General features: G+C 60.5%; 20 protein-coding genes and 1 tRNA gene. 7 read left to right on the top strand and 14 right to left on the bottom strand.

Annotated elements, in window-relative coordinates; translation table 11 throughout:
- The first annotated feature begins 72 nt into the window (after positions 1 to 72).
- Positions 73 to 1,035, top strand: a complete 963-nt coding sequence (locus BW33_RS25565) for a Dyp-type peroxidase (RefSeq protein ID WP_047602090.1) — start codon at positions 73 to 75, stop codon at positions 1,033 to 1,035.
- A gap of 27 nt (positions 1,036 to 1,062) precedes the next feature.
- On the opposite strand, the gene BW33_RS25560 is transcribed toward BW33_RS25565, so the two are convergent.
- The 10 genes from BW33_RS25560 to BW33_RS25515 all read right to left on the bottom strand — a co-directional run bounded on the left by BW33_RS25560 (position 1,063) and on the right by BW33_RS25515 (position 14,292).
- On the bottom strand, positions 1,063 to 3,051 hold the full coding sequence (locus tag BW33_RS25560; RefSeq protein WP_047602089.1) for a peptidase U32 family protein: 1,989 nt from the start codon (positions 3,049 to 3,051) through the stop codon (positions 1,063 to 1,065).
- Positions 3,052 to 3,398: 347 nt separating this feature from the next.
- Positions 3,399 to 3,779, bottom strand: a complete 381-nt coding sequence (locus BW33_RS25555; protein ID WP_003224376.1) for a RidA family protein — start codon at positions 3,777 to 3,779, stop codon at positions 3,399 to 3,401.
- 173 nt (positions 3,780 to 3,952) lie between these two features.
- Positions 3,953 to 4,027 (bottom strand) — tRNA-Gln (locus BW33_RS25550).
- Positions 4,028 to 4,164: 137 nt separating this feature from the next.
- Positions 4,165 to 4,548 carry a DUF1801 domain-containing protein gene (locus BW33_RS25545; RefSeq protein ID WP_047602088.1) on the bottom strand — a complete coding sequence of 128 codons (384 nt, stop codon included), beginning with the start codon at positions 4,546 to 4,548 and terminating at the stop codon, positions 4,165 to 4,167.
- Between the two features lie 24 nt (positions 4,549 to 4,572).
- Positions 4,573 to 4,968 (bottom strand): hypothetical protein, encoded by a 396-nt coding sequence (locus BW33_RS25540; RefSeq protein WP_047602086.1) that lies wholly within the window; start codon positions 4,966 to 4,968, stop codon positions 4,573 to 4,575.
- A 227-nt stretch (positions 4,969 to 5,195) separates the two neighbouring features.
- Positions 5,196 to 5,459: a PAAR domain-containing protein gene (locus BW33_RS25535; RefSeq protein ID WP_047602085.1), complete on the bottom strand. Its 264-nt coding sequence runs from the start codon at positions 5,457 to 5,459 to the stop codon at positions 5,196 to 5,198.
- Positions 5,460 to 5,596: 137 nt separating this feature from the next.
- Complete coding sequence (locus BW33_RS25530; RefSeq protein WP_052032767.1) at positions 5,597 to 6,025, bottom strand: SMI1/KNR4 family protein; 429 nt, start codon at positions 6,023 to 6,025, stop codon at positions 5,597 to 5,599.
- 10 nt (positions 6,026 to 6,035) lie between these two features.
- The gene (locus BW33_RS25525) at positions 6,036 to 10,727 is read right to left on the bottom strand and encodes an RHS repeat-associated core domain-containing protein (protein ID WP_081794267.1); all 4,692 of its coding nucleotides are present in this window, start codon (positions 10,725 to 10,727) and stop codon (positions 6,036 to 6,038) included.
- Positions 10,724 to 13,648, bottom strand: coding sequence for a type VI secretion system Vgr family protein (locus BW33_RS25520; RefSeq protein WP_047602084.1), 2,925 nt, complete (start codon positions 13,646 to 13,648; stop codon positions 10,724 to 10,726). The genes BW33_RS25525 and BW33_RS25520 overlap by 4 nt, the downstream gene beginning before the upstream one ends.
- Positions 13,649 to 13,776: 128 nt before the next feature.
- On the bottom strand, positions 13,777 to 14,292 hold the full coding sequence (locus BW33_RS25515; protein ID WP_027613808.1) for an Hcp family type VI secretion system effector: 516 nt from the start codon (positions 14,290 to 14,292) through the stop codon (positions 13,777 to 13,779).
- Here BW33_RS25515 and BW33_RS29760 point away from each other — a divergent pair.
- Entirely contained in the window at positions 14,291 to 14,512 is a 222-nt protein-coding gene (locus BW33_RS29760) for a hypothetical protein (protein ID WP_152546163.1), read from the top strand. The genes BW33_RS25515 and BW33_RS29760 overlap by 2 nt on opposite strands.
- A gap of 84 nt (positions 14,513 to 14,596) precedes the next feature.
- Here the strand turns inward: BW33_RS29760 and BW33_RS29920 are convergent, their stop codons facing one another.
- Positions 14,597 to 14,734 carry a hypothetical protein gene (locus BW33_RS29920; protein ID WP_160168827.1) on the bottom strand — a complete coding sequence of 46 codons (138 nt, stop codon included), beginning with the start codon at positions 14,732 to 14,734 and terminating at the stop codon, positions 14,597 to 14,599.
- 87 nt (positions 14,735 to 14,821) lie between these two features.
- On the opposite strand from BW33_RS29920, the gene BW33_RS25510 reads away from it, so the two are divergent.
- The gene (locus BW33_RS25510) at positions 14,822 to 15,766 is read left to right on the top strand and encodes a LysR family transcriptional regulator (protein WP_047602083.1); all 945 of its coding nucleotides are present in this window, start codon (positions 14,822 to 14,824) and stop codon (positions 15,764 to 15,766) included.
- 45 nt (positions 15,767 to 15,811) lie between these two features.
- On the opposite strand, the gene BW33_RS25505 is transcribed toward BW33_RS25510, so the two are convergent.
- From BW33_RS25505 to BW33_RS25495, 3 genes are all read right to left on the bottom strand, one after another.
- Positions 15,812 to 16,063 (bottom strand): DUF2790 domain-containing protein, encoded by a 252-nt coding sequence (locus BW33_RS25505; RefSeq protein ID WP_047602082.1) that lies wholly within the window; start codon positions 16,061 to 16,063, stop codon positions 15,812 to 15,814.
- Positions 16,064 to 16,353: 290 nt separating this feature from the next.
- A complete protein-coding gene (locus tag BW33_RS25500) occupies positions 16,354 to 21,840 on the bottom strand; it encodes an AAA family ATPase (protein ID WP_047602081.1) in 5,487 nt (1,828 codons plus the stop codon).
- Positions 21,841 to 21,900: 60 nt separating this feature from the next.
- The gene (locus BW33_RS25495) at positions 21,901 to 22,572 is read right to left on the bottom strand and encodes a response regulator transcription factor (protein WP_047602079.1); all 672 of its coding nucleotides are present in this window, start codon (positions 22,570 to 22,572) and stop codon (positions 21,901 to 21,903) included.
- Between the two features lie 198 nt (positions 22,573 to 22,770).
- Here BW33_RS25495 and BW33_RS25490 point away from each other — a divergent pair, with 198 nt between their 5' ends.
- The 4 genes from BW33_RS25490 to BW33_RS25475 all read left to right on the top strand — a co-directional run bounded on the left by BW33_RS25490 (position 22,771) and on the right by BW33_RS25475 (position 26,785).
- A complete protein-coding gene (locus BW33_RS25490) occupies positions 22,771 to 23,790 on the top strand; it encodes a GlxA family transcriptional regulator (protein WP_047602078.1) in 1,020 nt (339 codons plus the stop codon).
- Between the two features lie 129 nt (positions 23,791 to 23,919).
- Positions 23,920 to 24,291, top strand: a complete 372-nt coding sequence (locus BW33_RS25485; protein ID WP_052032766.1) for a response regulator transcription factor — start codon at positions 23,920 to 23,922, stop codon at positions 24,289 to 24,291.
- A 309-nt stretch (positions 24,292 to 24,600) separates the two neighbouring features.
- Complete coding sequence (locus tag BW33_RS25480; protein WP_047602077.1) at positions 24,601 to 25,803, top strand: NAD(P)/FAD-dependent oxidoreductase; 1,203 nt, start codon at positions 24,601 to 24,603, stop codon at positions 25,801 to 25,803.
- A gap of 52 nt (positions 25,804 to 25,855) precedes the next feature.
- Positions 25,856 to 26,785 (top strand): MBL fold metallo-hydrolase, encoded by a 930-nt coding sequence (locus tag BW33_RS25475; RefSeq protein WP_047602076.1) that lies wholly within the window; start codon positions 25,856 to 25,858, stop codon positions 26,783 to 26,785.
- The last annotated feature ends 96 nt before the right edge of the window (positions 26,786 to 26,881 follow it).

Genomic DNA, 26,881 nt, shown 5'->3' with positions numbered 1-26,881 from the left:
TTTCACGGCGATTCTGCTAAGGTCATGCCTGTCTATCTGACCGCTCATGCAACTGTTTCAGGACTACCCAATATGCCTACGGATCAGCTCGCTCCGGAACCGCAAGCCATCTGCAACCCGATCACCAGCAGCGCGATCTTTATCGTCGCCACGCTGCTGCCCGGGATCGACGCCGCCAGTCAAGTGCGCGGCTGGTGCGGCGACATCGCCGCCCTTACCCGCTCGGTCGGCAAACGCGTGCCCAATGGCAATCTGTCGTGTGTCTGCGGCTTCAGCGCCAGCGCCTGGGACGCCCTGTTCGGCAGCCCTCGCCCGGCGTCGCTGCATCCGTTCCGGGAGTTCGGCGTCGAGGGCCGCCGCGCGGTGGCGACTCCGGGGGACATCCTGCTGCACATCCGTGCCGACCAGATGGATCTGTGTTTCGAACTGGCGACCCAGTTGTGCAGTGCACTCAATGGCGCGATCACCGTAGTGGATGAGGTGCAGGGTTTCCGCTACTTCGACATGCGCAGCATCATCGGTTTCGTCGATGGCACCGAGAATCCGGTGGGACGCAAGGCTGACCACTTCACCCTGATCGGTAATGAAGATCCGGCGTTCGAATCCGGCAGTTATGTGCTGGTGCAGAAGTACCTGCACAAGATGGAGGCGTGGAATGCGTTGAGCGTCGAGGCTCAGGAGAAGGTGATCGGCCGCACCAAGCTGGCCGACATCGAACTCGGTGAAGAAGTGAAGCCGAGCAATTCCCACAGCGCCCTGACCACCATCACCAAAGACGGCCAGGAGCAGAAGATCCTGCGCGACAACATGCCGTTCGGCCGCCCGGGGGCTGGTGAATTCGGCACCTATTTCATTGGTTACGCGCGCTCGCCGGAACCGATCGAGCAGATGCTGGAGAACATGTTTGTCGGCAACCCCGTCGGCAACTACGACCGTTTGCTGGACTTCAGCACGGCGGTCACCGGGGGTCTGTTCTTTGTGCCGTCAGCCGACCTGCTCGAAGAGCTGGCGGAGCGCGAGCCCGCGCAGGCGTGACACCGTAGCGCCACGCCCGCCCGTCACTCAGTGTGGCGCGCGCGGGATGGTTTTCAGCAGGTCTTCCGGGCTGATGTGGCCGACCACGCTGCCCGGTTGCGGCATGTTGAGGATGTGGCCTTTCATCTTGCCGATGATGTGCATCTCGCACGGCTTGCAGTCGAACTTCAGGGTCAGCACTTCGTCGCCGTGAATCAGCTGCATCGGCGCGACTTTGGTGCGCACGCCAGTTACGCCCTTGGCCTGTTTCGGACACAGGTTGAACGAGAAACGCAGGCAGTGCTTGGTGATCATCACCGGCACTTCACCGGCCTCTTCGTGGGCCTCGTACGCCGCATCGATCAACTTCACCCCGTGACGGTGATAGAAGTCGCGCGCCTTCTGGTTGTAGACGTTGGCCAGGAACGACAGGTGCGACTCCGGGTACACCGGCGGCGGCGTGGTTTCGGCCTTGCGGCTGCCACGCGGATGCGCCGCGACGCGGGCGGCGGTCAGGGCTTCGATGACTTCGCGGCGCAAGGCCTTGAGCTGCGAATTCGGAATGAAGAACGCCTGCGGCGCATCGAGCTTGATGTCGGTGGCGTGGTACTGGGTGGTGCCGAGCTGGCCGAGCAGATCCTGCAATTGCTCCAGCGCCTGTTCCGGCTTGTTGGCGACACCGAAAGGACCGTTGAGGGTCACGCTGGCACTGATGCCCTCTTCACTGGTGGCGGTCACTTCCAGCTGTTCTTCACGCAGACGCGCGACCCAGCTCAGGGCCACCCGACGCTCCGCGGAGGTCTTCTGCAGTGCCTGTTGCCAGTTGTGGTCGAGGTTGCGATTCAGTGGGTGGTTCGGGCGCAGCTTGTACAGGCCTTCGGGCATTTCGTTCGGCTCGACGCGGTAGCGATAACGCTTCTCGCCGTCTTCTTCGAACTCGCCTTTCGGCTCGGCGATGTTGGCGCGGAAACCCACGACTTCACGCTTGACCAGCACGTTGAGGCCATCGCCGTTGGACAGCGGCTCCTGCGTCACCACCTGCAGGTCACGCTTGCCGACTTTCTCGACGGTGCCGACTGGCAGACCGGTGAAGGTCGGCGAGTCGAACGCGCCGATGTCGATCTTGCGATCGGTGACGAAGTAGTCGGTGCTGCCACGGTGGAAAGTCTTTTCCGGGTCCGGCAGGAAGAAGTGCGCGGTGCGGCCGCTGGAAGCGCGGGCCAGGTCCGGGCGGTCTTCCAGTACGTCGTCGAGGCGCTGGCGGTAGTAGGCAGTGATGTTCTTCACATAACCCATGTCCTTGTAGCGACCTTCGATCTTGAACGAGCGCACACCGGCTTCGACCAGCGCGCGGATGTTGGCGCTCTGGTTGTTGTCCTTCATCGACAGCAGGTGTTTTTCGTAGGCGATCACCCCACCCTTTTCGTCTTTCAGGGTGTACGGCAAACGGCAGGCTTGGGAGCAGTCGCCACGGTTGGCGCTGCGCCCGGTCTGCGCGTGGGAAATGTTGCACTGCCCGGAGAACGCCACGCACAGGGCGCCGTGGATGAAGAACTCGATAGCGGCATCGGTTTCGTCGGCGATGGCGCGGATTTCTTTGAGGTTCAGCTCACGGGCCAGCACCAGTTGCGAAAAACCGGCCTGATCGAGGAACTTCGCCCGCTCAAGGGTGCGGATGTCGGTCTGGGTACTGGCATGCAGCTCGATCGGCGGAATGTCCAGCTCCATCACGCCCAGGTCCTGGACGATCAGCGCGTCGACACCGGCGTCGTACAACTGGTGGATCAGCTTGCGCGCCGGCTCCAGTTCGTTGTCGTGCAGGATGGTGTTGATGGTGGTGAAAATGCGCGCGTGATAACGGCGGGCAAATTCCACCAGCTCGGCGATTTCGCTCACCTCGTTGCAGGCGTTGTGGCGCGCGCCGAAGCTCGGGCCACCGATGTACACGGCGTCCGCGCCGTGCAGGATCGCCTCGCGGGCAATCGCCACGTCACGGGCGGGGCTGAGCAATTCCAGATGATGCTTGGGCAAGGACATAGTTTTTTTAGTCAGGCTGTCACGGTTAAGGCGCGCATTGTAGCCGCGAAACGCCCGAGCGGCACGTCTGTGCTGCCAAGTGGCAACTCAGTCTGCCTCTGCAGGAGCTGCGGCACGCTGCGATCTTTTGACTTGGATTTTCAAAATCAAAAGATCGCAGCCTCGTTGCACTCGACAGCTCCTACAGTTGGATATGGCATTACATCAGGCCATCGCGGCCAAGTGGCAACTCGGTTTGCCTTTGTAGGAGCTGCGGCACGCTGCGATCTTTTGACTTGGATTTTCAAGATCTAAAGATCGCAGCCTCGTTGCACTCGACAGCTCCTACAGTCGGATGTGGCATTACTTCAGGCCTTGGCGGCCATTGCGGTGACTTCCACGCGCATACCTTCCACCGCCAGCGACGCCACGCCCACCGCGGCGCGTACCGGCCATGGCTTGGCGAAGAAGCGCTTGTAGACTTCGTTGAACGCCGCGCGATCAGCCATGTCGGTGAGATAGATGGTCAGGTGCATGACGCGATCCATCGAACTGCCGGCCCGCTCCAGCGCCACTTTCAGCGCCTGCAGGGTGCATTCGCTTTGCAGGGTGATATCGCCCAGCTCCAGGCTGCCGTCGGCACGGGTCGGGATCTGGGTTGAAACCAGAATGCCGTTGAAACCGACAACGTCGGAGGAAATGGAATCGGCATCCGGATCAGGGGTGAAGCTGAGGTCTTGATTAGCCATGAAAGTCTCTTGTCTGGAGAGATGGAGGGTCGCCGGCCAGCAACGCACCGGGACTTTTCGCGCGGGCAGTTTACATCAGTACTCCGCTGCGACTCAGGCAACTGTCAGTGCCAGCCACAAATCGCACGCATAAAAAAACGCCAGCCCTTTCGGACTGGCGTTTTTTCTGAATATGGCAGGGGCGGCTGGATTCGAACCAACGCATGGCAGGATCAAAACCTGCTGCCTTACCGCTTGGCGACGCCCCTGTATCTCAAGCTCTGTAACAAGCTCTGCGAGAATGGGCCGCAATTTACCAAGCTTTTTTTGATCTGGGAAGCCCTGAGTGCAAAAAAAATTGTTTTAAAACAGCCAGTTATTTCTGAGCCAGGGCAAACGGCAGGATTCACTTCGACAGATTCAGCGCAATCGCCTCGCGAATCAGTGCTTTCAAGGCCCGCTCATCGACCGGGTCACCCTCATGAAAATCAATCGCCCGGCGGGTGTTGCCCTCCAGGCTGGCGTTGAACAACCGCGCAGGATCGGCCAGCGCCGCGCCCTTGGCGAAGGTCATCTTCACCGCCGCCTTGTAGGTCTCCCCGGTGCAAATGATGCCGCCCCGCGACCACGCCGGAACACCCCGCCACTTCCACTCCTCCACCACCTCGGGATCGGCCTGATGAATGACCTTGCGAATCTCGCCGAGGATCGCGCCGCGCCAATCGTCCAGTTCGGTGATTCGAGCGTCGATGAGTGCCGAAGCGTCGGTGGGTGGTTTTTCGGATTTCATGGCGAGTGTTCCCTTCGATGTCGTTTACAAGCCAAATTGCTTGAGCCCCTCACGCATGCCTTGATCCGCTTGCTCGCACCATTGCTTGAGGCTTAGATCCGGCGGCAGGTTGCCTTCCAGGCTCTTGTATTGACCGTCGGCCAACACGTCACCCTTGCGCCCGAAACTTTCGTTCTTGTCGCCATCAGCCTTGTCGAATTTGCCCGGCATATTCGCAACGAACGCCACCATTTTGTTGGCGTTTTCAGTGCTGTCCGCTTTCAGGTAGCCCTTGTCGACGCAATGCTTGATCAAGCCCGACATGTTGCGACCGGTGTCGTACATGCCTTTCAGGGTAGCGGAATCTGGCGCTTCTGCGGATGCCAGGCTGGAGATGCCGACAGTGGCGGCGATAGCGAGAAACAAAGAAGTGGCTTTCATATTTATTCCTTTAACATCCAGAGAGTTTTGAGTGCCATCGTTACTTCAATGACCGGCTTACCCGAACAGCCTGAGGTTGATCCAGCCTGTAAAACCCACGGCTTGTTGGTTGGCATCAATATTCAGACGATGCAGTAGAACAACGCCATTCATGCTTCAAGTACCCTTCAAACAGGCGGCAGGAACCCGCTGCCCTGCAAAAGGCAATCGATGCGCAAAATATGGATTCAGCTGGTAACGGCCCCTTTCGGACCACTGGCAATGAGTGCGGCACCGCAGGCGGTTTTCATGCCGTCGAGCGCGATGGGCACGCCATCGACGGTGTAGGTGCTGCTGCCCTCGGCAATCGGGAAAATCCCTTTGCACAGCGGGCAACTGACCTTGTGACCGAGCCCGGCAATCGGCTTGCCGTTAAGATCGGTTTGCGAGAATGCTTCGAGGACCTTGCCACCGTGGGTGGTGGAGTCGCCCAGGCGAATGGCGTCTTTCATGTTGTCACTCCTTTGACATTTGAGCTGGATGGCGTTACTCCGCCATCCCGCTGTCTTCAAACCATTCGGGGTCGAGCATCAATTTCGCACCTGTGAGCAGGTTGCGACAACTCATGATCAGCGCCAGCATCAACACATCAGCCTGGCCGCCCCGGCATGACAAGAAACGCGGCAAAGCTTTCCGCTACCTGGTCAATCTCACCGGTTTCGTGAGACCACAAGACCACGACCGGCTCTCCTGTCTGACCCTTTACCGCGTAGTTGAAGCAGTAATAATCCCCCGTGCCAAACTCAGCGAACGGCAGAAGTTCTGAAAAGTCGGTAGAGGTGTCGGAAAAGTTCTCCAGCCACTCCTGCCAGTCCTTTTTAAAGTGATGATCGATCGATTCCCAGGTCTTCCTTCGGTCACGAGCGTCCAGAACGGGGAAAATCGTTAACGCCCCCAGTGACTTTCCGTTATTTGAAAGAAGCCAATCGGAAAAGGACTTTGGCAGTGTTCGGCCCAGTTTCTTTTCTTCTTCCTGAATAGCGTCTGTCGTTGTACCAATCACACGTGTCTTAGACATAAATCCTCGCTTATGGAAGCGCCCCTCGTTTAGGCAGACTTAACTTACCCGTTCCCGGGAAACCGGATTTAGGCATTCTCGCATTCCAGCATCCGCCGCGTTTTCGCCAGTAACGGTGTTGAATGCCGCGGTGATCGGCTGCCAGCATCGGATCGGCGTGAGAATAGTCGTACCCTGAGTCATTCTCGAACCGTGGGCGGTGTGCCAACTCATAGCCTGGCGGTGCCTTGATATTGGCTTGCTTGCCGGCATCTACTCGGCTTGCCTGATTTTTGATCCAGCCGCGCATTGAAGACGGTGTATTCGGATCTTCCATGACCTGGCGCCAGCGTGTGTCCTGGTTGACGTAAGGCTCACCACAGCAACAGGTTTTGGCCAGCCCGAGCGGATCGATCCAGCCGGTAGGATTGGGTGCATAACTGTAAAGATTCAATCCACCGACGTAGCTGATCGGATCCTGCCCGATAAATCGGCCGGTATCGGGATCGTAATAGCGGTGTCGATTGTAATGAAGTCCGGTTTCGTGGTCATGGTACTGCCCCTGAAACCGAATCGGATTGGTTACACCCTCTCGCCGGGCAACCGTAGAGCGTTGCTCCACAACCGAGCCCCAAGCCTTGTATTCGGCAGTCCAGGCGATCTCGCCCTGCGCATCGGTCAACTCTCGCGGAGTTCCCAGATGGTCGCATTGATACCAGTTCAATACGTCAACAGGCTGAATGGCAACCTTATGATTCCATAACGGATCATCTTCCAGACTGTAATCGCCACTGGAATCAGCCGACCCAGTCAGGTCAATGGCTCTATGGATCAGCGCCTGGGCAACCGGGACAAAAGTGCCGGGTTCAAAGATGTAATGCACGGTGCGCCCCGTGCCGACGTCCTGTTGGGACGGACTGCTTTCCCAGGCAAGATTGTCACCGTCCCATCCATACAATGTGAAACCGCAGCCGGACTCCCGCTGTTTTCGAGCATATTCACTTTGATTCCACAGCGAACCAGCTTCCGGGCGCTGTTTGAAATGCACGCTGGAGTTTTTATACAGACGTCGGCCCAGAGCATCGTAAGCAAAATCCACGGTCAGGCGAGCGTCGTCAAAATGCACCAGTCGATCGAAAAGATCCCAGCGCATCTCGCGGCGGCTACCGTTATGCCAACGTACCGTCTCATTGCCGCGCTCGTCGTATTCGTAATGCGTACCCGCATAGTGGCGCAGCAAGTTATCGAGCAGTTTGCTGCGTAGCGGCGTCTGTTCCAGCGGTCGACGGATCTGCGTGGCCTGGTTGTCCAGGAGGTTACCGGCCGGATCGAAGTCGAAGGTTTCCACTCCCTGTCGAGTGGTGGCTGCAAGCAAGCGTCCCACCGGGTCATAACGGTAAGACGACAAACCATGAAAACTGTCGTCCAGATCCGTCAGTTCACCCACGGCATCGTATTTGTACTCACGCTTCAATACAGCTGTTTTGCTGTCGCCGTGTATGAGCAGTTGCTGTTGCAACTTGCCGGCCGGATCCCATTTTTGGGTTTGCAGCAGGCGATTACCCTGATGACGAACCACCTCTCGATGTAAATCATCGCGCTCATAGCCCACCAGTTCGTGATCGTCCAGCCGCAGCCCCAACAAATGGCCGCTGCCATACGTGAGCCAGCTGACCCGATGCCCATCAGGACGCGTCGTTGCGACACGCTGATTGAGTACGTCGTACTCGTGCTGCCAGACCGCAACCATTGGCTTTTCCAGGCCAAGGTAGTGTTGGTGCTCACGCAGCAGGTTCCCGGCAGGGTCATGGAACCATTGCAGTCGGCTGTCAGCATTGCTCGCCATGACCAGGTTTCCATTGCCGTCATAGGCGAAGGTTTCGCTTTGCTGTTGATTGCCCAGACTGGCGCGGCGCTCCGTTATGCGACCCATCGGATCGTAGCTCAGAGCAATGCTGCGCTCTGCGGTACGGGTGCCCACCAGCCGACCTGAGACGGAGTCGTACTGATAGCGTGTCGTTCGACCGTCGAAGCCGGTCTCCATCAGGAGACGCCCCACCGGGTCGTAGTGGAACTGCGCACTGCTTTCGTTTTCGTTTTCCAGATTCGTCAGTCTTCCGAGCCGATCCCAGCGATAACGCAAGGTCTGTTCGGCGGCATCGACTCGTTCGGAAATCAATCCGGCGGCGGTGTAACTCCAGGTGGTGCAACGGTCCAGTCCATCGGTGTAAGCCAGCAACCGCCCTTCGGCATCGCGCTGAAAGCGCTCCTCGGTCTTGTCCGGGTGCTTGATCAATACCAGGTGCCCAGCCTTGTATTGATATTCAGTGCTGTTCCCGAGCGCATCGGTGAAGCAAACCATCTGGCCCAGTTCGTTGTATTCCCAGGCGCTGGTCTTGCCCGAGCAATCGACATACTCCACCAACTGTCCGGCATCGTTGTAGGCCAGCGTTTTCTCGTTGCCGTTGGCGTCCTTGATCGCGGTCGGCCGGCCAGTCTTGTCGTAGGCGTATTCCGTCTTGTTACCCAACGGATCGACAGTTTCGACAAGATTCCCCTGATCATCGTAGGCACGCAGCCATTGGCCGCCCTCCGCGTCACTTATCTTGATCAGCAAGTCCTGATCGTTATAAGCAAAATGCACGACCGTGTGATCGGCCTGGATGTGTTCGAGACGGTTGCCGCGCTCATCGTAGCGATACTGATCCGTGCTGCCATCGGCATGTACATGACGAATCACGTTCTTGGCTTCATCTCGGAACAACCATTCCGAACGCTCATCCGGGTATCGAATGCGGTACGTGTAACCAAGAATGTCGTAGTAATGCCAAGTCTCGCCGCCATGCGCGTCGGTGACATAAGTCAGGCGAATGTTTTCGTCCCACTCCAGACGTGTATCGAAGCTGCCATCGTCTGCCCATTCACGAATGGCTCTGGCATCGGCACCTGTACCCTGCCACTGCAGATTCATTCCACGGTGGGTACGGTCGGTGTAGCGGGTAATCAAGTGATGCTGGTACTCATACGTCCATGCCGCACCATTCTCATCCTGCGCCTGAATCAGATCGCCAAAATCGTCGTAGCGATAAGCGCAGAGTTGGCGCAGCGGCGCGCCATCGCAAATTTCCCAAAGGCCTGTGAGGCGCCCGTGATGATCGATCAAGGTGCCGAGGTGCAAATGGACTTTGCTGATGTCGTTTTCCTGATAGGTCATCAGATCTGAGAGCACCGCTCGCTCGCCGTGACGATGCTCGTAATGCAGCATGATCCCGGCGCCATTGCGCAACACGATGCCGGTCAACACATAGGTTTGACCACGCCGGACATAGGTTTCCTTGCGTTCGAAGCCACGGCACAGCAACAACTGATCTTCGCTGGCCCGAATCAGGGTGGTGTTTTCGATGGCGTCGTAATGGGACAAGCCAGCCTTGGGCAGAGGATACGAATGGCTGCGACCGTCGGCATCGTGGAACGTCAGGCCATCGTCAACGCAATCAAAACGCGTGGTGAACTCACTGATCCAGCGCGCGCCAATTTCGCCCTGATCATAAGCCCCGAGGCGTGAGTGGTAGGTTCGCGTCCACTCGACCGGAAACGGTCCAGGCAAACTGAAATCGGTATGACTGAGGGTTTCCGAACCCAGTGCAAAATTGATGCTGTTACAGGTACTGCTGCAGGTGCCGTTTTTCTTCGGGTCCGGTGCGTGAGTTGCCTGAACCTGTTGATTGGTGGATTCCAGGCGCCCCTTTCCCGCCAGATGTTGAGACTTCGAGGTCGTTCCCGGTTTGACGCTTGCGCCTTGCCCATGGGAGCGCCGCTTGCGCCAGGTCACGACAGCGCCCGCCAACATCTGCAGCAACCAACCGATGGAGTGCTGCACGCCCGGATCACCGAGCTTTTTCATCTGCGTTTTAAGTTCCACACCCAAGGTACGCAGCATGCCGGTGTTGCTGAGCACCAGTGCCTTGGCGTCTTGCGGCAGCAAATGCTTCGCCGCACTGTTGGCGACACCTTTCCCCGCCGCCTTGTAGGCACTGTATGTGGCCCCAAGAAAGTTACCGATTGATGCTTTGGGGTCATGCCAGAACTGGTCGCCCGCGGCACTCATTTTGGCACCCGCCGCCTTGAGGTCACCCTTGGCGTCGAGTTTGCCGTTAACCACGGTTTCCAGGCCCTTGGCGATCTCGTTCACCGCCTTCTGACCCAGCTCTCCCGCATCATCGAGGATGCTTGCCAGCTTGGGCTTGGCTTGCTCCACAAAGTCATCGATCGTACCAACGATGGTGGCATTCAAATGCCCGATCAACACCTCGATCAATGAGTCGCCCAACAACATCTTCGCGCTGTTGCGCAGTTCCTGACGCACCAGTGATAACGTCGGACGCAAGGTCATCCGCGCCGACGCCATGGTCGGTGGTGCCGGCAGCACACCGATCAGGTTGATACCCAGGCTGACCCAATCCAGCAAATGACGCTGCTTGCTCTTCGCCAGGGTGACAATGTCTCCGAGGGCGTCAACCAGAGCCATGATATTGCCCACTACCGGGAGCGCGCCGGCAACGTTCTTGACCCGTTCAAGCGTGACCACGCCACCGCTGATCGACTGCAGCCACGCATCGAACCTGGCAGCCCCACGCCCGATGTCCTTGATATCGATAGTGTTGAGCGGCACGATCGCGACTTGCGGCTCGCGTTTTTTCACAACAGGTGTTGGTGCAGTCATGACAACTTCTCACCGGGCAGCAGAGTGGAAACGAAACTCAAGTCCGGGGTTTTCAAGGAAGGCTTCGGTAGCGTCGGCGCCGGCAGCCCCGGCAACTTGCCGCTCTTGCTCGCCGCCCCCAGAATCCCCGAAGCACTTGGCAGCGCCGCACTCGCCAGTTTCGGCAACCCGGCCGCCCCACCCTGCACCGCCCCTTTCACCTGCTGCGCCGTTTGCATTGCGCCTTGCGCAGTCTGCATCGCATTCATCCCTGTTTGCGCCATGTCCTTGCCCTTCTCCAGCATGTCCCAGTTCTTGTTCGGCAGCGCCTGTGCAACCATCGCCTGCACCTGGCTCGGCACCTCTTCAGTGCCTGGCGGGTTCAGCGGCCACTCCGCTTTGCCGATGTAGCTGCCGTCGCTCCAGGTGTCCGCCGGGTCCTTCCCGAACAGCACGCGCGCCGGCCCCGGTGCGGCGCCAGACACACTGGCGAAGCCCTTGGCGTCGAGCTTGCCCTTGATGCTTTTGCCCAGCGCATCGATGACTTCGTAGTCGCCTTCCTTGACGCCCTGACGCCCGGCGTACTGGTTGAACAGCTCCAGATTGCCCTTGCCCGGTTTCGGCGGCTCCGGGAACACCCCGGCCAGACTTTTCGCCCCGGTGTAGGCGAAGTTCGCCGCGTGCGCGGTGTACGGGCCCGTGGTGGCGTGGGTGATGCCGCCGGCGTTGTAAGTGGTCGCGCTGCCACCCCCCTGAATCACCAGTTCGGTTTTCGCGGTGATGGTGATGCGGTCGGCGTTGGCGGTGATGTTGAGTTTGGCCAGCAGGTTGATGCTGTCCTTCAGCGCCTTGACGTCGATGTCGCCGGACGCCGCCACCAGGCGCCAGCCCATGCTCTGCACGAACAGGCGCATGCCACGGCTGGCACTCGCCAGCAGACGTTTGCCGATGGAAAAACTGGTGTGCCCGGTGCTGCTCAGCGCCAGGTGTTCACCGGTGGCGATATGGCTGGAGCGCGGCGTGGTCAGGGCGATACCGGCGGGACTCGCGAGCACCAGATGCGGCTCGGTGAATTCAGGGAATTCATTGGCGGTCATGTTCGCCGGGCCACTGCCGAGCACGCCTTGATGCTGCGCGTGCAAGGCCTTGGCCACGTCGTCCTGATCACCCGCCTCCTGCGCTTGAAACTCTTTGGCCTGCACCGCAAAACCGTCTTGCTGATCGCTGGCCGTCGCGAGGCGTTCAGCGGTCTCCGGTAAATCCTTGTGGTGCTTGGATTCATTCGGGCGCGGCTCGGTGGTGATCAGCAGACCGGCCCCGGCACGCACTGCGCCGTGGCGGTCGGTGCGCAATTCGAACCCTTCGCCACGCGGCTGACCGCCGCTCGGGCGTGGATGGGTCAGGTAGCCGAGGTTGATCGCACTCGCGCCGTGGTCACTGCGCAGCGCAATGCTGATCTCGCTGGTGGTGTCGTCGATACGCAGTTCATTGGCGCGGCTGCCCTTGTATTCCTTGCTCTTGACCGTGGCCAGGGTTTTGAAGTCCGGCAGTTTGTACGGTGGCAGATTCGCGCCGTGGTACAGGCAACCGGTGATCAGCGGCTGATCGGGATCGCCTTCAAGGAAGGTGATCAACACCTCCATGCCGACCCGCGGGATGTTGATCGAGCCAAAGGTTTCCGCTGCCCAGCTCGACGCGACACGCATCCAGCAACTGGTCATGTCGTCGTGCTTGCCTTCGCGATCCCAGAAGAACTGCACCTTCACCCGGCCGTACTGGTCGCAATAGATCTCTTCGCCCTCAGGGCCGCAGACCACGGCGCTCTGGGTGCCGAGCACTTTCGGTTTCGGGTGATCGAGCGGCGGACGGTAAGGCACGTCCCACGGGATGGCGCTGAAGCGGTTGCGGTAGCCCTGGTGGAAATCGTCCTTGAGGTCGGTGGTGTCGCTGGTCACCGACTCTTCGAGCACCTGCGGCTGCTTGCCTTCGTGGAAGATCTCGGTCAGCAGCCACAGATCGTTCCAGGTCGGGTTGGCGTGTTCGGTGAGGGCGAGAAAATGCCCGCTGACCAGAATCGGCTGATCGCTGTTGCCCTCGGCCAGACGATAGTCGCTGCGATGGCGTTCCAGTGCGCGATTGGCCAGGTGTTTACCGCGCTCGCGATCGACGAAACGACCCGGGTAATCGTAATCTTCCAGGTCCGGCTGAGCGCTGCTCTTGGCATCGCTTTCGAGTTCGATCTTCGGTTTGACGAAGTCGTAATCACGGCGTGTGGTGCGACTGGTGCGGGTCGCCAGACGCAGCCCGAAACGCTTGACCACCGGTTGGTCGGCGACCAGTCCGGAGTCCTGCTGATAAGCCACTGGCGCGAGTTTCGGGAACACCGTCTGGTCATCGCCGAACATCAGTTTGTGGCCGCTGGCCGTGTGCTGGAAGTGGTAGTGAATCCCCTCCTCCTCGCACAGGCGCTGGACGAAATGCAGATCGCTTTCGTCGTACTGCACGCAGTAAATGCGCTCGGGATAAATCGCGCTGAGCTGGAAGTGGTAATCGCTGGCGAGGATGCCGTGTTCTTCCAGGACCTTGCTGATGATCTGCTGCACAGTCATCTGCTGGAAAATGCGCTGATTGACTCGATGCGCGAGGTAGGCCAGCTGCGGGCGCAGGGAAATTTTGTAGCGGGTCAGGCGTTTGCCGGCCTCGCCCTGGGCGATGCTGTAGATCAGCCCGTGAATCCCCGTGCCGCTGGGCGACAGCTGCAGGAACGCGAGTTTGTGCAGCAGGCTTTCGAGGTTGATCGAGGCTTTCTCACTGACCAGTTCCAGCTCGAACTCGAAGGGGGTGTTGAGCGCCTCTTTCCCGGTGAACGACAGCACCTGGAAATCGCTGTCCGCGCCATCGATGGTCAGATTGAAATGAGGTTGATTGGCCGGTGAGAACATCCCTTGTTCCTCGCGCAATGCTGCGACGGGCGCCGTTTCCATGAAGCGTGGCGCACGCAATAAATTCTGTAGGTCAAAGCCGCCCCGGCCAACCGCACTGGCCGGGGCAGTACAACCATCAGTCGCGATTAAACGACTGGAGCACGCCAGTCATCGGAACCCGAAGTACCGGAGACTTCGTGGGTCCAGGTGATTTTGCGGTAGGTGAACTGCACTTCTTCCAAGTGGGTGAAGTGGGCGTTTGACGGGTCCTGGCAGTTGTGCATCTTGTTGTTGATGGCGACGATGATCGCGTCTTCCAGTTTGGTGGTGTAGTAGTGCTCCTGGGTACCTTGAGCCGAAGTGCGGTACCACTGGATAACGATTTCGCTCATGCGCTCGCCGGAAGTCAGTGCCGCTTGCAGCAGAGGCGAAGCCTTGTCGTAGACCTTGGTGATGACCACTGGCTTGTGCACGCGCTGACCGGTTGGCTGACCGGATTGCGGATCACGCGGGATGATCACGTCGTGGGTGAAAGCCTGAACCATGACCTGGTCTTCGTGGCCTTCCTGGAAGGTGTTGCCCACGGAGTCGGCGGTGAACGCGCCGGCAGTGATCAGACCTTGTTTTTCGCCAGTGACGGACATGTACGCTGGTGTTGCCATGGGGATGCTCTCCTTGCTCGAAAATACACAACCGACAGGCACCATTGCCTGTCCGGGTGCCTGCTCAGAGATCAAATTCCGTGCCAGTCATCGTCTAGCTATTACGGATCAAGGGCTTGCCAGCAATACCTTCGCGTTCTGGCGTTTTAAACTTCGACAAACAGAAAAAAGTGCGCAAGAAGTTGCGCAGTACTGTGCAACTTCTTGCGCACTTGGCTGAAAACCATGATCTAGAGAGGTTTGAAGGGGGTTTTCGGCTGAAATCCGCGAAACAACTGCGCAACTTTTTGCGCAGTAGTGATGTTCAGATTTTCGGCGCTGACGCCACCACCTTCTGCCCCTGTAAATGCCACATACGCAGCCGCGAGCAACCCCGATTGATCCCGCAGAACACCACCGCAAGCCCCGGCGCCAGAATATCTTCAAGCCCTTCACCCGCCATGCGCCCGCCCCTCGCTCGCAAACATTTGCAACACCACCCACGGCAAACCCTAGAATGGCCATCCCAGCCACAGAGCCAACAACAACGATGGACGTTATTCAGACCCTGCGCTGCTTCGTCGCCGTCGCTCAGAGCGGCAGCTTCACCGCTGCGGCCGATGTGCTCGATACCACCACGACCAACGTCTCCAAAGCCGTCTCCAGCCTCGAAACGCGGTTGCACACGCGCCTGATCAACCGCACCACCCGCCGCCTCGCCCTGACCGAAGCCGGCGTGCGTTATTTGCAGCGTGCCGAAAAAATCCTCGATGACCTGCGCGAAGCCGATGACGAAGCCGGCACCGCCCAGATCTTGCCGGTTGGGCGCCTGAAGATCCACGCCATGGCCGCCATCGGCAACCACTACGTGATCAATGCGATCGCCCGCTACCGCGAGATTCACCCTACGGTGATGTTCGACCTGACCCTGAGCAATCGCCTGCCCGACCTGCTCGAAGAAAGCTACGACATGTCGATCGTCCTCGCCCGCGACCTGCCCGATTCCGGCTTCGTCGCGCAACGCCTCGGTACCACTTACAGCATTCTCTGCGCGTCACCGTCGTACCTGGCCAAACACGGCCCCCCCGCCTCACCCGCCGACCTCGCCGCGCACGACTGCCTGCGCATCGTCAACACGGTGATGCCCGCAGAAAACTGGGTGTTCGAAGGCCCACAAGGCATGGAAACGCAGAATATCCCCGACTCCCCTTTCCACATCAACACCGCCGACGGCATGGCCACGGCGATCAGAAATGGTATGGGCATCGGCATTCAGCCGCTGGCATCAGCCGTCGAAGGATTGGTCGGAGGAACGCTGGTGCGGGTACTGCCGCAGTACCGCCTGGAGGAATACAACCTGTTCGCGATCTACCCGTCGCGCAAATTCGTCGACGCCAAAATCAAGACCTGGGTGGAGTTCCTGAAAACCGCCATCCCGCAACTGCTGGCATCCGATGAAGACATGGCCGCGGCCAAAGAACTCGTCAACGCTTAGGTGCCGCAGACCTGGAGTGTCGACCCTCCAGCGCCTGCACCGACATCAACCGTTGGAACAACCGCTGCCCATCACCTGGTATTGCACGACATGCCGCGCACCGTTCGAGTCTTCATAAGTCATCTGCACCGGCACCGCGCCGCACTGATTGGCCGCTTCGGAGATCGACACCACGTGGGCGATGTCTGCTTGAGCGGCGGCGTTGTAGGCCTCGACTTGCGCGGTTTCGTCCGCCGCAAAGGCTTGCGCGCCGATACCGCCAAGGGCCAGAAGAAGAGCGATTCTTGCAAGTTTCATGATGTTCACCGTCTCATGGGGAACCGTGTCTGTTCACGGAGTGGAGACGATGTTAGGGGTTGAAGCGCACGGCAAAAACCGGTCGGTTGGACAAACACTGTGTCCAGAATGGTGATGAATAAATCCAGACACCCTGGGTGCCCTTTTCGCAAGCAGGCTCACTCCTGCAGGTTTGGTGCCCGGCACAATATTCTTGAGCACTGCAAAACCCACTGTAGGAGTGAGCCTGCTCGCGATGGCGTCAGCCCAGCCAACAAAGCACCCGAGACGGCCGCCAATTGCCTCCCCGGCTACGATCGCTGAAGGGTTGCAACGCTCTTGCACGACGCCAGCGTAAATAACACTCGCGCACCCAACGGCAAATTGGCCTCTGCCCACAAGCGTCCGCCATGGGCTTCGATGATAGTGCGGCAAATCGACAGCCCCATGCCCAGCCCGGTCGATTTGGTGGTGTAGAACGCGGTGAAAACTTCCTCTGCACGCTCGCAAGCGAATCCCGGCCCGGAGTCGCTGACCATGATCCGAACGTTATCTGCGACGGATTCGCTGGTGATCAGCAGTCTGCGCTCGCCCGCCTCCATTACCTCCATTGCTTCCAGGGCATTTATGATCAGGTTGAGCAGGACCTGCTGCAATTCGACCCGGTCGGCCAATACCGCAGGCAAGTCGCTGGCCAATTGCGTGCTGATCACAGCCCCGCATCGTGCCGCCTCACCGCGCGTGAACCCGACCATTTCGCCCACTACCGCGTTGAGGTTCAGCGCCTGGCGTTGCGGTGGCGTCTTGCGGATCAGTGCGCGGATGCGTCCGAGCACCTCGGCCGCGCGATTGCCATCGTTGATGATGCGCCTGAGGCCCTGCTCAACCTCGTCGATGTTCGCCGGTTGCGCGCCGAGCCAGCGCAACGCGGCGTTGGCATTGGTCACGGTGGCGGCGAGCGGCTGGTTGACTTCATGGGCAATGGACGCCGCCAACTGGCCCATGGTCGCCACGCGATTGGCGTGGGACAGTTCCGCTTGTACCTGGCGATATAGGCGTTCGCTCTCGCGCACTTGTTCTTCAGCCTGCTTGCGTTCGCTCAGGTCGAGGACGAATGCCACGCCCTGCTGCTGACTGGCTTCGAACGCGGCCAGACCGACGATCACCGGCAGGCGGCTGCCATCCTTGCGGATGTATTCCTTTTCGAACGGCTGAGCGCGCCCGGTGCGGATCGCGGTCGCCAGAGCATCTTCACTTTCCGCGCGCAATGGCGGCGGGGTCATGTCTCGCCAATGCACCCTGCGCGAGAGTAAATCTTCGCGTTCGTAACCGACCATGCGCAGAAATGCGTCGTTGGCTTCAATAATCTCCCCTTCAATATTCCAGACGATGATGCCGATGATGTTGGCGTCGACCAGCCGCCGAATCTTCGCCTCACGTTCGGCGACGTCGCGATACAGTCGCGCGTTGTCCAGCGAGATCGCAGCCTGTGAAGCCACCAGTCGCAGCACGGCAAAACGCGCCGGGCTGAACACACCGCCAGACAGGTTGTTTTCCAGGTACAGCGCCCCGACGATCCGGCCCTGATTCATCAATGGCAGGCACAGGATCGAACGGGCGCCACGCTGGTGAACGTACAGGTCAGCGGCGAAGGCCGGATCGGCAACGGCATCGTCCAGGCACAGGCTTTCGCCCGTGCGCAGGGTCCGGTAGAGCACCGATTCGGCCAACGCCGTCGTGGTCACCGGCTCATTGCACAACTGCGTGCTATCGGCACCTACGCTGGTTCGCGCAGCAATATAGGGCGTGTCCTCCTCAGTCAAAATCAGCAGACCGTGCTCGGCGCCAGCCTGTTCGATGGCGGTGCGCATGACCATTTCGATCAATCGATCCAGGACAATTTCGCCTGAAACGGCCTGGGACACCTTGAGCACCGTGGCCAGATCCAGATGCTCGACCGGGGTGATGATGGTCGCCGTCGGGTTGGGCGACGCCTCTTCATGGCGCAAATAGCGGTGGCATCGTTCCAGTTGTCGCACCTTGCCCTCGGCGCCCCAACGTCGATAACCGTAGCGCGCGTCCTGCATGTAAAGGCGGGCGATCTTGTCCAGACCACGGGCGCTGTAGAAGCGCGCGGCGAGTTCGTTGGCCAAGGCTTCGACATGCACAAAACCGTGGTCCTCGGCCAGTTGAATCGCCTGTTCGTACAACGCCTGCGCTTCGATCAACTGCCCCGCAACCCGGGCGATTTCAGCAGCGACCAGCGCCGTCTGACTGGCAAAAGTCTGCGCACATTGTTGCGCCCAGACTTGCAGATGATCGAGATGTTCATTCAGGCGCTGCAGGTCAGGCTCTGATTCGGCGACAGCAGCCAAGGTCAAGGCGGCGTAAAAGTGATATTCGGCCTCTTCGAAAAACGAGGAGATCACCCACAACAAAGCCTTTGCCTGCGCTGCGCAGGCGATGGCCGCCGGGTAATCCCCGGCCAAATAGCGTGCCTGCAGCTTACGCACCCAATATTTGGCGCGAGCAAGCGCCAGATCCGGGGCGGCAAGGTTCGTCTCGAAACTTGCCTCGTCAAAGTGCTCATCGTTGAAACAGCCAAACTGCGGCGTCTGCCCGCGCAGCATGCGAATCAGAGCGCGTTGGCAACTGATGAAACTCACCACCAGACCGAAGCGAATCTTCTGCGCATAGGCCAACCCCGCCTCGGCCTGAACTTGCACTCGCGCCAGCGGCTCGCCAATAAACAACAAATCGGAAATCAGGCTATTGCCGGCATAGGCTGCATAAGGCAAATCGCCGATGCGGTTGCCGGCGCTGAGTGCACGACGCAGCAATTCGCGGCACTCACGCACCGGTCGCATCCAGCGCACCACAAAAATCGAGAAGCACAGGTAGGTACGCGCTTCGTATCGCGTCAGTCCGCGGCGGTCGACCAGATCGCAGCCCAAACGGCCAAAGCGGTAACCGGCGGCATAGTCGCCGAAGCGCGGGCCGGCGACACGCATGACGTTGGCGTAGAGCATGCAGGAGGCATCGCAATTGCCGTGTTGCAGGCTCAGACTGACGGCTTTGCAGATGGTCAGGCAGGCGAGGTTGGCATCCGACTGCAACGCCGGTGCGAAGAGTTTGCTCAACGCATCCAGCGTGACCAGCAAGGCCGGGTCTTCCATCAGTGGCAGGTCGATCAACTGCTCAATGCTGCGCTCACCCAGTTGCGTCCAGATCTGCTGGTATTCAAAACGCACTTGCTGATCGTCCGGATGCGCCGTCCAGTCGATGCCGACCTGACGCAAATACGCCAGGCACACGTTCACTGCGCGATCGCTGCGATCGAGCAGCAAGTAGACATCCATCTGCAAACAGGTGACTGCCGCCCGCTCCACGGTGCTTGTGGCGCGCTCGGCCAGCGCGGCCAGACGCGCCTCGGCAAGCGCCAGTTGCCCGGTGAGGAACTCGCACTCGGCGCGGTTCAGCGCCAGGGCAAAACCCAGTTCATGGCGACTGTCACCGTCCTGCTCGCCAAGCATCGCCGCTCCCGCGCCCAGGTAAGTCAGCGCTGACGTGTAAGCGGTCGACGCCTTGGCGCGCTGGCCGGCGAGCAAATTGAATTCGGCCAGTTGTTCGCGTTCGGCACGGGCACTGATCAGGCTGGCGCCGCGATTGAGCTGGCCAACGATTTCGAAGATTGCGTCTTCGCGCCCTTCGCGCTGCGTTTGCAGAGCGAGCAACCGGCCGATGCGCAGATGCCGTTGCGCGCGTTCGGCGTCGGCGATCAGCGAGTACGCGGCCTCGTGAATACGGTCGTGGGCGAATGCACAGGTGCCTTCGTGAAACTCGACCAGTTCCTGACGCACCGCCGGCCACAGCACCGCGCGTACGCGCACCGGCGACAGGTCGAGCACCGCAGCCAGCGTGTCGATCCGCGCCACGTTGCCCAGGCAGGCCAGTTGTTGCAGCGCCTGGCGAGTGTCCAGCGGCAGGCGCGCCAGTTTGCCGAGCATCAGATCGACCACGTTATCGGTGTAGCCCTTGGCGTTGATCAGTGCCAGATCCCAGCGCCAGCGGCTGAACTGATGGTCGTAAACCAGCAACTGCTCCTCGAACAGCGCGTGCAGAAACTGGATGACGAAAAAGGGATTGCCGTAGGTCTTGTCCAGCACCAGCCGCGCCAATGCAACGATACTTGCCGGAGGACAGCGCAGGGATTCGGCTATCAGTTGCTCGATGTGTACGCCGGCGAGCGCCGCCAGTCGGATCTCATCGATGTGCACGCCGGCAGTGCGCATGGCCTGGAGCTTGCCGTTGAGCGGGTGATCGGCATCGACCTCGTTATCGCGGTAAGCCCCCACCAGCAACAAGTGCCCAAGGTCCGAGCGGGTCAGCAGGTCTTCCAGCAGATCGAGTGTTGCCGCATCCAGCCATTGCAGGTCATCAAGGAACAACGCCAGCGGGTGCTCGGGCCGGGCGAACACGCCGATGAAACGTTGCAACACCCCCATGAAACGCTGCTGCGCTTGCTGCGGCTCAAGTTCTGGCACCGGTGGCGGCTCGCCAATGATCAGTTTGAGTTCCGGGATCAGCTCGGTCATCAACCGAGCGTTCGGCGACAGTGCCTGCAACAACGCCGCGCGCCAGTCAGCCAGCACCTCACGCCGCTTGCCCAGCAGCGTGCGCACCAGTCCCTGAAAAGCCTGAACCAGCGTCGCATAGGGGATGTCGCGCTGGTACTGATCGAACTTGCCGGCAGCGAACAACCCCCGCGACGGCACCAACACTTTGTGCAATTCACTGACCACCGAGGACTTGCCGATGCCGGAATAACCCGACACCAGCACCAGCCTCGGCGAAGAGGTCTTTACTACCTGGGCGAAGGCGTCGATCAGCGTTTGCACTTCACGCTCACGCCCGTAGAGCTTCTCCGGGATCAGCAAGCGATCGATTGCGCCCTGCTCGTTCAGCGTGAACACCTGGATCTGCCGCGTCCGCCGCCACTCGTCCAGACAACGGCGCAGATCATGTTCGACGCCGGCGGCCGTTTGATAGCGCGCTTCGGCCGTCTTGGCGAGCAGCTTCATGACCACACGCGAGAGCATCACCGGTATCGTGGCGACCCGTTCACACGCCGGCATCGGCAGCCGTGCGATGTGGCAATGCACCCACTCCATCGGGTCATTGGCACTGAACGGCAACGAGCCGGTGAGCATCTGATACAACGTTACGCCGAACGCATACAAATCGCTGCGTGAGTCGATCGAGCGATTCATTCGCCCGGTCTGTTCGGGCGCCATGTAGGCCAGTGTGCCGGCAATGGTTTCCGGCGGTGCAGGCGCCTGACGTTCGCGCGGCAGACGCGAGGCCAGGCCGAAGCCAGTCAACCGCGCCTGACCGTCGTGGCAATTGACCAGAATATGCTGCGGCTTGAGATCCTTGTGCACCAGCCCGCACTGATGCACGTGGCCAAGCGCGACGGCAATGTTGATCGCGTGCAACAGGCAGGTTTGCGTCTCAAGCGGTGTGACCAGCAAGCGCGACAGCGGCTCGCCGCCGGGGTCGTCGAACATCAGACGCGTGGCCCCGCCGGCATGCACAAGGGCTTGCGGCTGCAACGCCCATTGGCTGCCGAGCTCGCCCTTGAGACTGTATTCGTGGGCCAGTCGGTCGAGAGTGGCAGGCAACGGCTGGTCAAGGGTCGGGCGCACCACCAGCACGCTCGGGCTGCCCTCGCCCTGTCCTGCCTCGCGATAGAACACGCGCTCGACATCGTCCCACAAAATCTGCTTTTTGCTGGCCATCCGGGTCGACACCGTCAAAGGTTTTTTTGCCACGCGGTGGATGCCCCGCGCGTATTCAGCTCAACTGGAGCGCTGCGCCGGCTCGATGCCCAACGCCTCGGCGATACGCACCAGATCGGCCACCGATCGTGCAGCAAGTTTCCTCATGACCTGGCCGCGATGGACTTTGACCGTCACTTCGCTGAGGTTGAGTTGCGCGGCAATCTGCTTGTTCATCAGCCCACTGATAACGAAACCGAGCACCTCGCGCTCACGCCCGGTCAGTGTCTCGTAGGCCAGGCGCAGGGCCACGCCGGATTGCTCGGCGATCAATCGCGCGCTGTCACGGGCCAGCGCGCTGGCTACGGCGTCGAGCATGTCCTGATCACGAAAAGGCTTGGCCAGAAAGTCCACCGCCCCGGCTTTCATCGCCTTGACCGTCATGGCGATGTCGCCGTGGCCCGTCATGAACACGACGGGAATGCGCAGACCGTTTTTCTCCATCTGTTCCTGAACGAGCAGGCCGCTTTCGCCGCGCAAACGCACATCGAGCACCAGGCAACCGGGCGCGTCACGTCTGGCCGAAGTGAGGAAGTCCCGGGAGGTTTCGAACGTCTGCACCTGCAGCCCGATCGAGCGCAGCAAACCGTCGAGGGCCTGACGCATGGACGCGTCGTCGTCGACCACATAAACCACCGGTTCCCCCAACGCGGGCGGTGTTGCGCTGGGGCTGGAATGCGACCACAGGGTCATCGTGAGTCCTCGGCGAGATCGCAACGCGTGCGATGTGCAGGTGAATAAATCTAGTCCATGATGGCGAACGCAGCCAGAGGTCAGCCAAGCGGTCGCGCAACAGGCTAGCAGTCGGAACGCATTGCCGACAGGCCAGAAACCCCTGAAAATCGGCCACGCCGCCGCCCCTCTGCCACCGTTTGAACAGGCCCGTTTTCAATGTCCAGCGTTTCTCTGCAACCCCTCACCTGGCCCAAGCCCGAGCCGCGCGACGTGGTGTTTATTGCCTACCCGCGAATGAGTCTGCTCGACCTCAGTGGCGCGCAAACCGTGTTCTGGGCGGCGAGCAAAGCCTTGGCCGAGCGCGGCCAACCCGGTTATCAACTGCACACCGCCAGCCTTCAAGGCGGCCTGGTCAACACCATCGAAGGCCTGGCCGTGGACACCCGGGCGTTGCGCCAACTCGACATGGCCACGCTGGACACCCTGGTCGTGCCCGGCGCGCCCGATATTTGCCAGACCCTCGACGATCACGCCGAACTCACCGCATGGCTACGGCATGAAAGCCAGGCCGCGCGACGTGTGGTCTCGGTGTGCAGCGGCGCCTTCCTGCTGGCTCAGGCCGGTTTGCTCGACGGTCGCCGCGCCGCCACGCATTGGGCCATGTGCGACACGTTGCGCGAGCGCTTCGCGGCGGTCGAGGTGGATGCCGATGCGATCTTCATTCAACAGGGCGCGGTCTGGACATCGGCCGGGGTCACGGCAGGAATCGATCTGGCCCTGGCGCTGGTCGAGGCTGATTGTGGCCGTGAGGTGGCGTTGCAGGTAGCCCGCGAATTGGTGGTGTACCTCAAGCGTCCCGGTGGTCAGGCGCAATACAGCACCTTGCTGCAATCGCAGATACACGGCAGCCCGCAGTTCGATTCGCTGCACCTGTGGCTGATGGATCACTCAAGCGATCCGAAACTGACGGTGGAGCGCCTCGCCGAACAGGCCAGAATGAGCCTGCGCAATTTCACCCGGGTCTACAAACAGAGCACCGGTCACACGCCATCCAGGGCCATCGAGCTGTTTCGCCTCGAGGCGGCCAGGCGTTTGCTGGAAAACTCGGCGTACAACATCGACCAGGTCGCGCGTCTCAGCGGATTTGGTGATGAAGAGCGTTTGCGCGCTTGCTTCCAGCGTCATCTGTCGATTTCACCGCGTGACTACCGCAGCCGTTTCAGCCGTGAAGGCTGACGCCGTAACCACTGACTGGCAAAGAGGCTCGCCGCGCTATACCTAGGTATAGTTTTGCGCCGCTGCCGACGGCGTATGGTGCAAGAACGACAGGAGTCGCCATGCGTGCCCATCCGGCCAGGGAGCCCTATGCAGCATAAAGTTGTCATTGCCGTGGTTGACGACGACGAGGCCATTCGCAGTGCGCTGGAAAGTCTGTTGCGCGCCAGTCAATATCAGGTGCTCGGCTATCCGGGGGGGCAGGCTTTCCTTGACGCGGAAGGTCCGGCGCAGACGCACTGCCTGATTTCCGATATCCAGATGCCCGGCATGAGTGGCCTCCAATTGCACGAAACGTTATGCGCACAAGGCTGGCGCATTCCAGTGATTTTTGTCACCGCCCGTCCCGATGAAATGAAGAACCGCCCCCCCGGCGTCATCGCCTGCCTGGCCAAACCCTTCCGCGCCGAAGACCTGCTCAGGCACATCGAGATCGCCCTGAACCAAACACTTCCCCTGTAGGAGCTGCCGAAGGCTGCGATCTTTTGATCTTGCTTTTAAAGGGCAACAACAAAAGATCGCAGCCTTCGGCAGCTCCTACAGATTGGCGTACCTGCCCGATACCTTCGTATAACCCCCTTCGACCCATGCGTAACCCGCACACACCGATGGACAACTGCGCCCGCAGCCCCCCCGCCATAGCATTGTTTTCGACAGCGGGCGATTAAGCGCCATGCAGTACGGCAATCAGTTTGCGGCGGCCGGTGATCGTCACGCCAGAGTCGCAACCACGACTCGGTTTATCCATCCATCAGCGTCAGGGAGCACATTATGAAACAGCAATTATTGGTGATCGGTGCAGGGTTCGGTGGGCTGTGGAGCACGTTGAGCGCCGCGCGCTTGCTGGATATGCATGACCGCCACGATGTGCAGATCACACTGCTCGCCCCGCAAGCCGAACTGCGCATTCGTCCGCGCTTCTACGAGCCCGATGTTCAGAGCATGTACGCGCCGCTGGATGCGCTGCTCGATGCCGTGGGCGTGCGCTTCGTCAAAGGCAGCGCCGAAAGCGTCGACAGCCAGGCGCGGCGTGTCGGTTATCGCGATGAGGCTGGCCGCCCCGGTGAACTGACGTACGATCGCCTGGTGCTGGCCAGCGGCAGCCAACTGGCCCGTCCGCCGGTACCCGGCCTGAAAGAGCATGCGTTCGACGTCGACCAGATCGAATCGGCGGACCGCCTCGAACGCCACCTCCACTCGCTGGCCAACCAACCCGTCAGCGCCGCGCGCAACACCGTGGTGATCGCCGGTGGTGGCTTCACCGGTATCGAAACCGCGACCGAAATGCCCAGCCGTCTGCGCGCCATTCTTGGTGCGGAGCAAGACGTTCGGGTGATCATCGTTGATCGCAGCAAAGACATCGCCGCGACCATGGGCGACGGCATTCGTCCGTCCATCATCGAGGCGTCGAAAGACCTGGGCATCGAATGGATCGTCGACGCGACGGTCGCCGCCGTGGATACCAACGGCGTCACGCTCGCTGACGGTCGCCACATCGAAAGCAACACCGTGATCTGGACCGTGGGTTTCCGCGCCAGCCCGCTGACCGAACAACTCGCCGCCGAGCGCGATGGCCAGGGGCGTCTGCACGTCGATGGCAACCTCAAAGTACAAGGCGTCGATCACGTATTCGCGGCCGGCGATGTCGCCCGCGCCGCTACCGACGACGTCGGCAACTTCTCGGTAATGTCCTGCCAGCACGCCATCAGCCTCGGTCGGCATGCCGGCAACAACGCCGTCGCCGATCTGCTCGGCGTAGCGCCAACCACTTACCGTCAGCCCAAGTACGTGACCTGCCTGGACCTGGGTGCCTGGGGCGCGGTGTACACCGAAGGTTGGGATCGCCAACTGAAACTGGTGCGAGCCGAAGCCAAGGAACTGAAGACACAAATCAACAGCGTGTGGATCTACCCGCCAGCCGCTGACCGGCGCACCGCCCTCGCCGCTGCCGACCCGATGATCCCGGTGGCTTGATCACGTCCAGCAACCGCGAACCGATTGCCTTGCCTGAAAAAAGGAGAACACCATGACCATGCCTCTGGATTCCTTCACCGCCAACAGCGCAACCCTGCAAACCCCGACCGAAGAACTGGTGCCGTCGCGCTATGCACTGCGCCTTGGTGACATCGACGTCATGGTCATCAGCGATGGCGTGCTGCCGCTGCCGACCCAGACCATGTCGACCAACGCCGATCCCGCCGACCGCGCTGCGTGGTTCAAAGAGATGTACCTGGGCCCCGACGCGTTCGACTGGGCGCTCAACGTGCTGGTGGTGCGCAGCGGCGAGCAGGTCATCCTTGTCGATGCCGGCCTCGGCGGCCAGTTCCCCGGCTTCCCGCGCGCCGGGCAGTTTCCCAAACGCCTCGCGGCGGCCGGGATCGACCTCGCGGATGTCACCGATATCGTGATCACCCACATGCACATGGACCACATCGGCGGCCTGCTCGTCGATGCGGTGAAAACCCGTCTGCGCGACGACGTGCGTATCCACGTCACCGCCACCGAAGTCGACTTCTGGACCTCGCCGGACTTCACCTATACCGACATGCCCGCGCCGGTACCGGACGTCTTGCGCTCCACCGCCAACGCCTTCATCGACCAGTACCAAAGCAAGCTGTGTATCTTCGAAGACCAGCACGAAGTGGCTCCCGGCGTGGTCGCCAGACTCACCGGCGGCCACACCCCGGGCCATTGCGTGGTCCGCGTGACGTCCGGCGCAGAACGCCTTACCTTTGCCGGCGACGCCCTGTTCCCGGTAGCCTTCGACCACCCGGACTGGCACAACGGCTTCGAGCACGACCCCGAAGAAGCGGTGCGCGTGCGCGTACGGCTGCTGCAGGAAGCCGCCGCCAGCGGCGAACTGTTTGTCGCCACGCACCTGCCCTTCCCTTCGGTGGGCCGTGTGTCCGTCAACGGCGAAGCGTTCCGCTGGATTCCGGCAATCTGGGATTACTGATCGCGATGGCGCAGTGCATCTTCGCCCGGCCTTCGCCGAGCGAAGATGCGATCCCCTCACTCCAGCCCAAGCCCCGCACGCCCCAGCGAATTCAGA

Source organism: Pseudomonas sp. RIT288 (assembly GCF_000631985.1).
GTDB lineage: Bacteria > Pseudomonadota > Gammaproteobacteria > Pseudomonadales > Pseudomonadaceae > Aquipseudomonas.
The sequence above is the reverse complement of the archived record's forward strand: the minus strand, read 5'-3'. Positions and strand labels throughout refer to the sequence as shown.

Bases quoted from the DNA above. Each gene is read 5' to 3' on its own strand.
- BW33_RS25555 (WP_003224376.1), bottom strand. From the start codon at position 3,779: ATGGCTAATCAAGACCTCAGCTTCACCCCTGATCCGGATGCCGATTCC.
- BW33_RS25485 (WP_052032766.1), top strand. From the start codon at position 23,920: ATGCAGCATAAAGTTGTCATTGCCGTGGTTGACGACGACGAGGCCATT.
- BW33_RS25545 (WP_047602088.1), bottom strand. From the start codon at position 4,548: ATGAAATCCGAAAAACCACCCACCGACGCTTCGGCACTCATCGACGCT.
- BW33_RS25560 (WP_047602089.1), bottom strand. From the start codon at position 3,051: ATGTCCTTGCCCAAGCATCATCTGGAATTGCTCAGCCCCGCCCGTGAC.
- BW33_RS25525 (WP_081794267.1), bottom strand. From the start codon at position 10,727: ATGACTGCACCAACACCTGTTGTGAAAAAACGCGAGCCGCAAGTCGCG.
- BW33_RS25565 (WP_047602090.1), top strand. From the start codon at position 73: ATGCCTACGGATCAGCTCGCTCCGGAACCGCAAGCCATCTGCAACCCG.
- BW33_RS25535 (WP_047602085.1), bottom strand. From the start codon at position 5,459: ATGAAAGACGCCATTCGCCTGGGCGACTCCACCACCCACGGTGGCAAG.
- BW33_RS29920 (WP_160168827.1), bottom strand. From the start codon at position 14,734: ATGGCGGGTGAAGGGCTTGAAGATATTCTGGCGCCGGGGCTTGCGGTG.
- BW33_RS29760 (WP_152546163.1), top strand. From the start codon at position 14,291: ATGGGGATGCTCTCCTTGCTCGAAAATACACAACCGACAGGCACCATT.
- BW33_RS25530 (WP_052032767.1), bottom strand. From the start codon at position 6,025: ATGTCTAAGACACGTGTGATTGGTACAACGACAGACGCTATTCAGGAA.
- BW33_RS25505 (WP_047602082.1), bottom strand. From the start codon at position 16,063: ATGAAACTTGCAAGAATCGCTCTTCTTCTGGCCCTTGGCGGTATCGGC.
- BW33_RS25520 (WP_047602084.1), bottom strand. From the start codon at position 13,648: ATGTTCTCACCGGCCAATCAACCTCATTTCAATCTGACCATCGATGGC.
- BW33_RS25515 (WP_027613808.1), bottom strand. From the start codon at position 14,292: ATGGCAACACCAGCGTACATGTCCGTCACTGGCGAAAAACAAGGTCTG.
- BW33_RS25475 (WP_047602076.1), top strand. From the start codon at position 25,856: ATGACCATGCCTCTGGATTCCTTCACCGCCAACAGCGCAACCCTGCAA.
- BW33_RS25510 (WP_047602083.1), top strand. From the start codon at position 14,822: ATGGACGTTATTCAGACCCTGCGCTGCTTCGTCGCCGTCGCTCAGAGC.
- BW33_RS25540 (WP_047602086.1), bottom strand. From the start codon at position 4,968: ATGAAAGCCACTTCTTTGTTTCTCGCTATCGCCGCCACTGTCGGCATC.
- BW33_RS25500 (WP_047602081.1), bottom strand. From the start codon at position 21,840: ATGGCCAGCAAAAAGCAGATTTTGTGGGACGATGTCGAGCGCGTGTTC.
- BW33_RS25480 (WP_047602077.1), top strand. From the start codon at position 24,601: ATGAAACAGCAATTATTGGTGATCGGTGCAGGGTTCGGTGGGCTGTGG.
- BW33_RS25495 (WP_047602079.1), bottom strand. From the start codon at position 22,572: ATGACCCTGTGGTCGCATTCCAGCCCCAGCGCAACACCGCCCGCGTTG.
- BW33_RS25490 (WP_047602078.1), top strand. From the start codon at position 22,771: ATGTCCAGCGTTTCTCTGCAACCCCTCACCTGGCCCAAGCCCGAGCCG.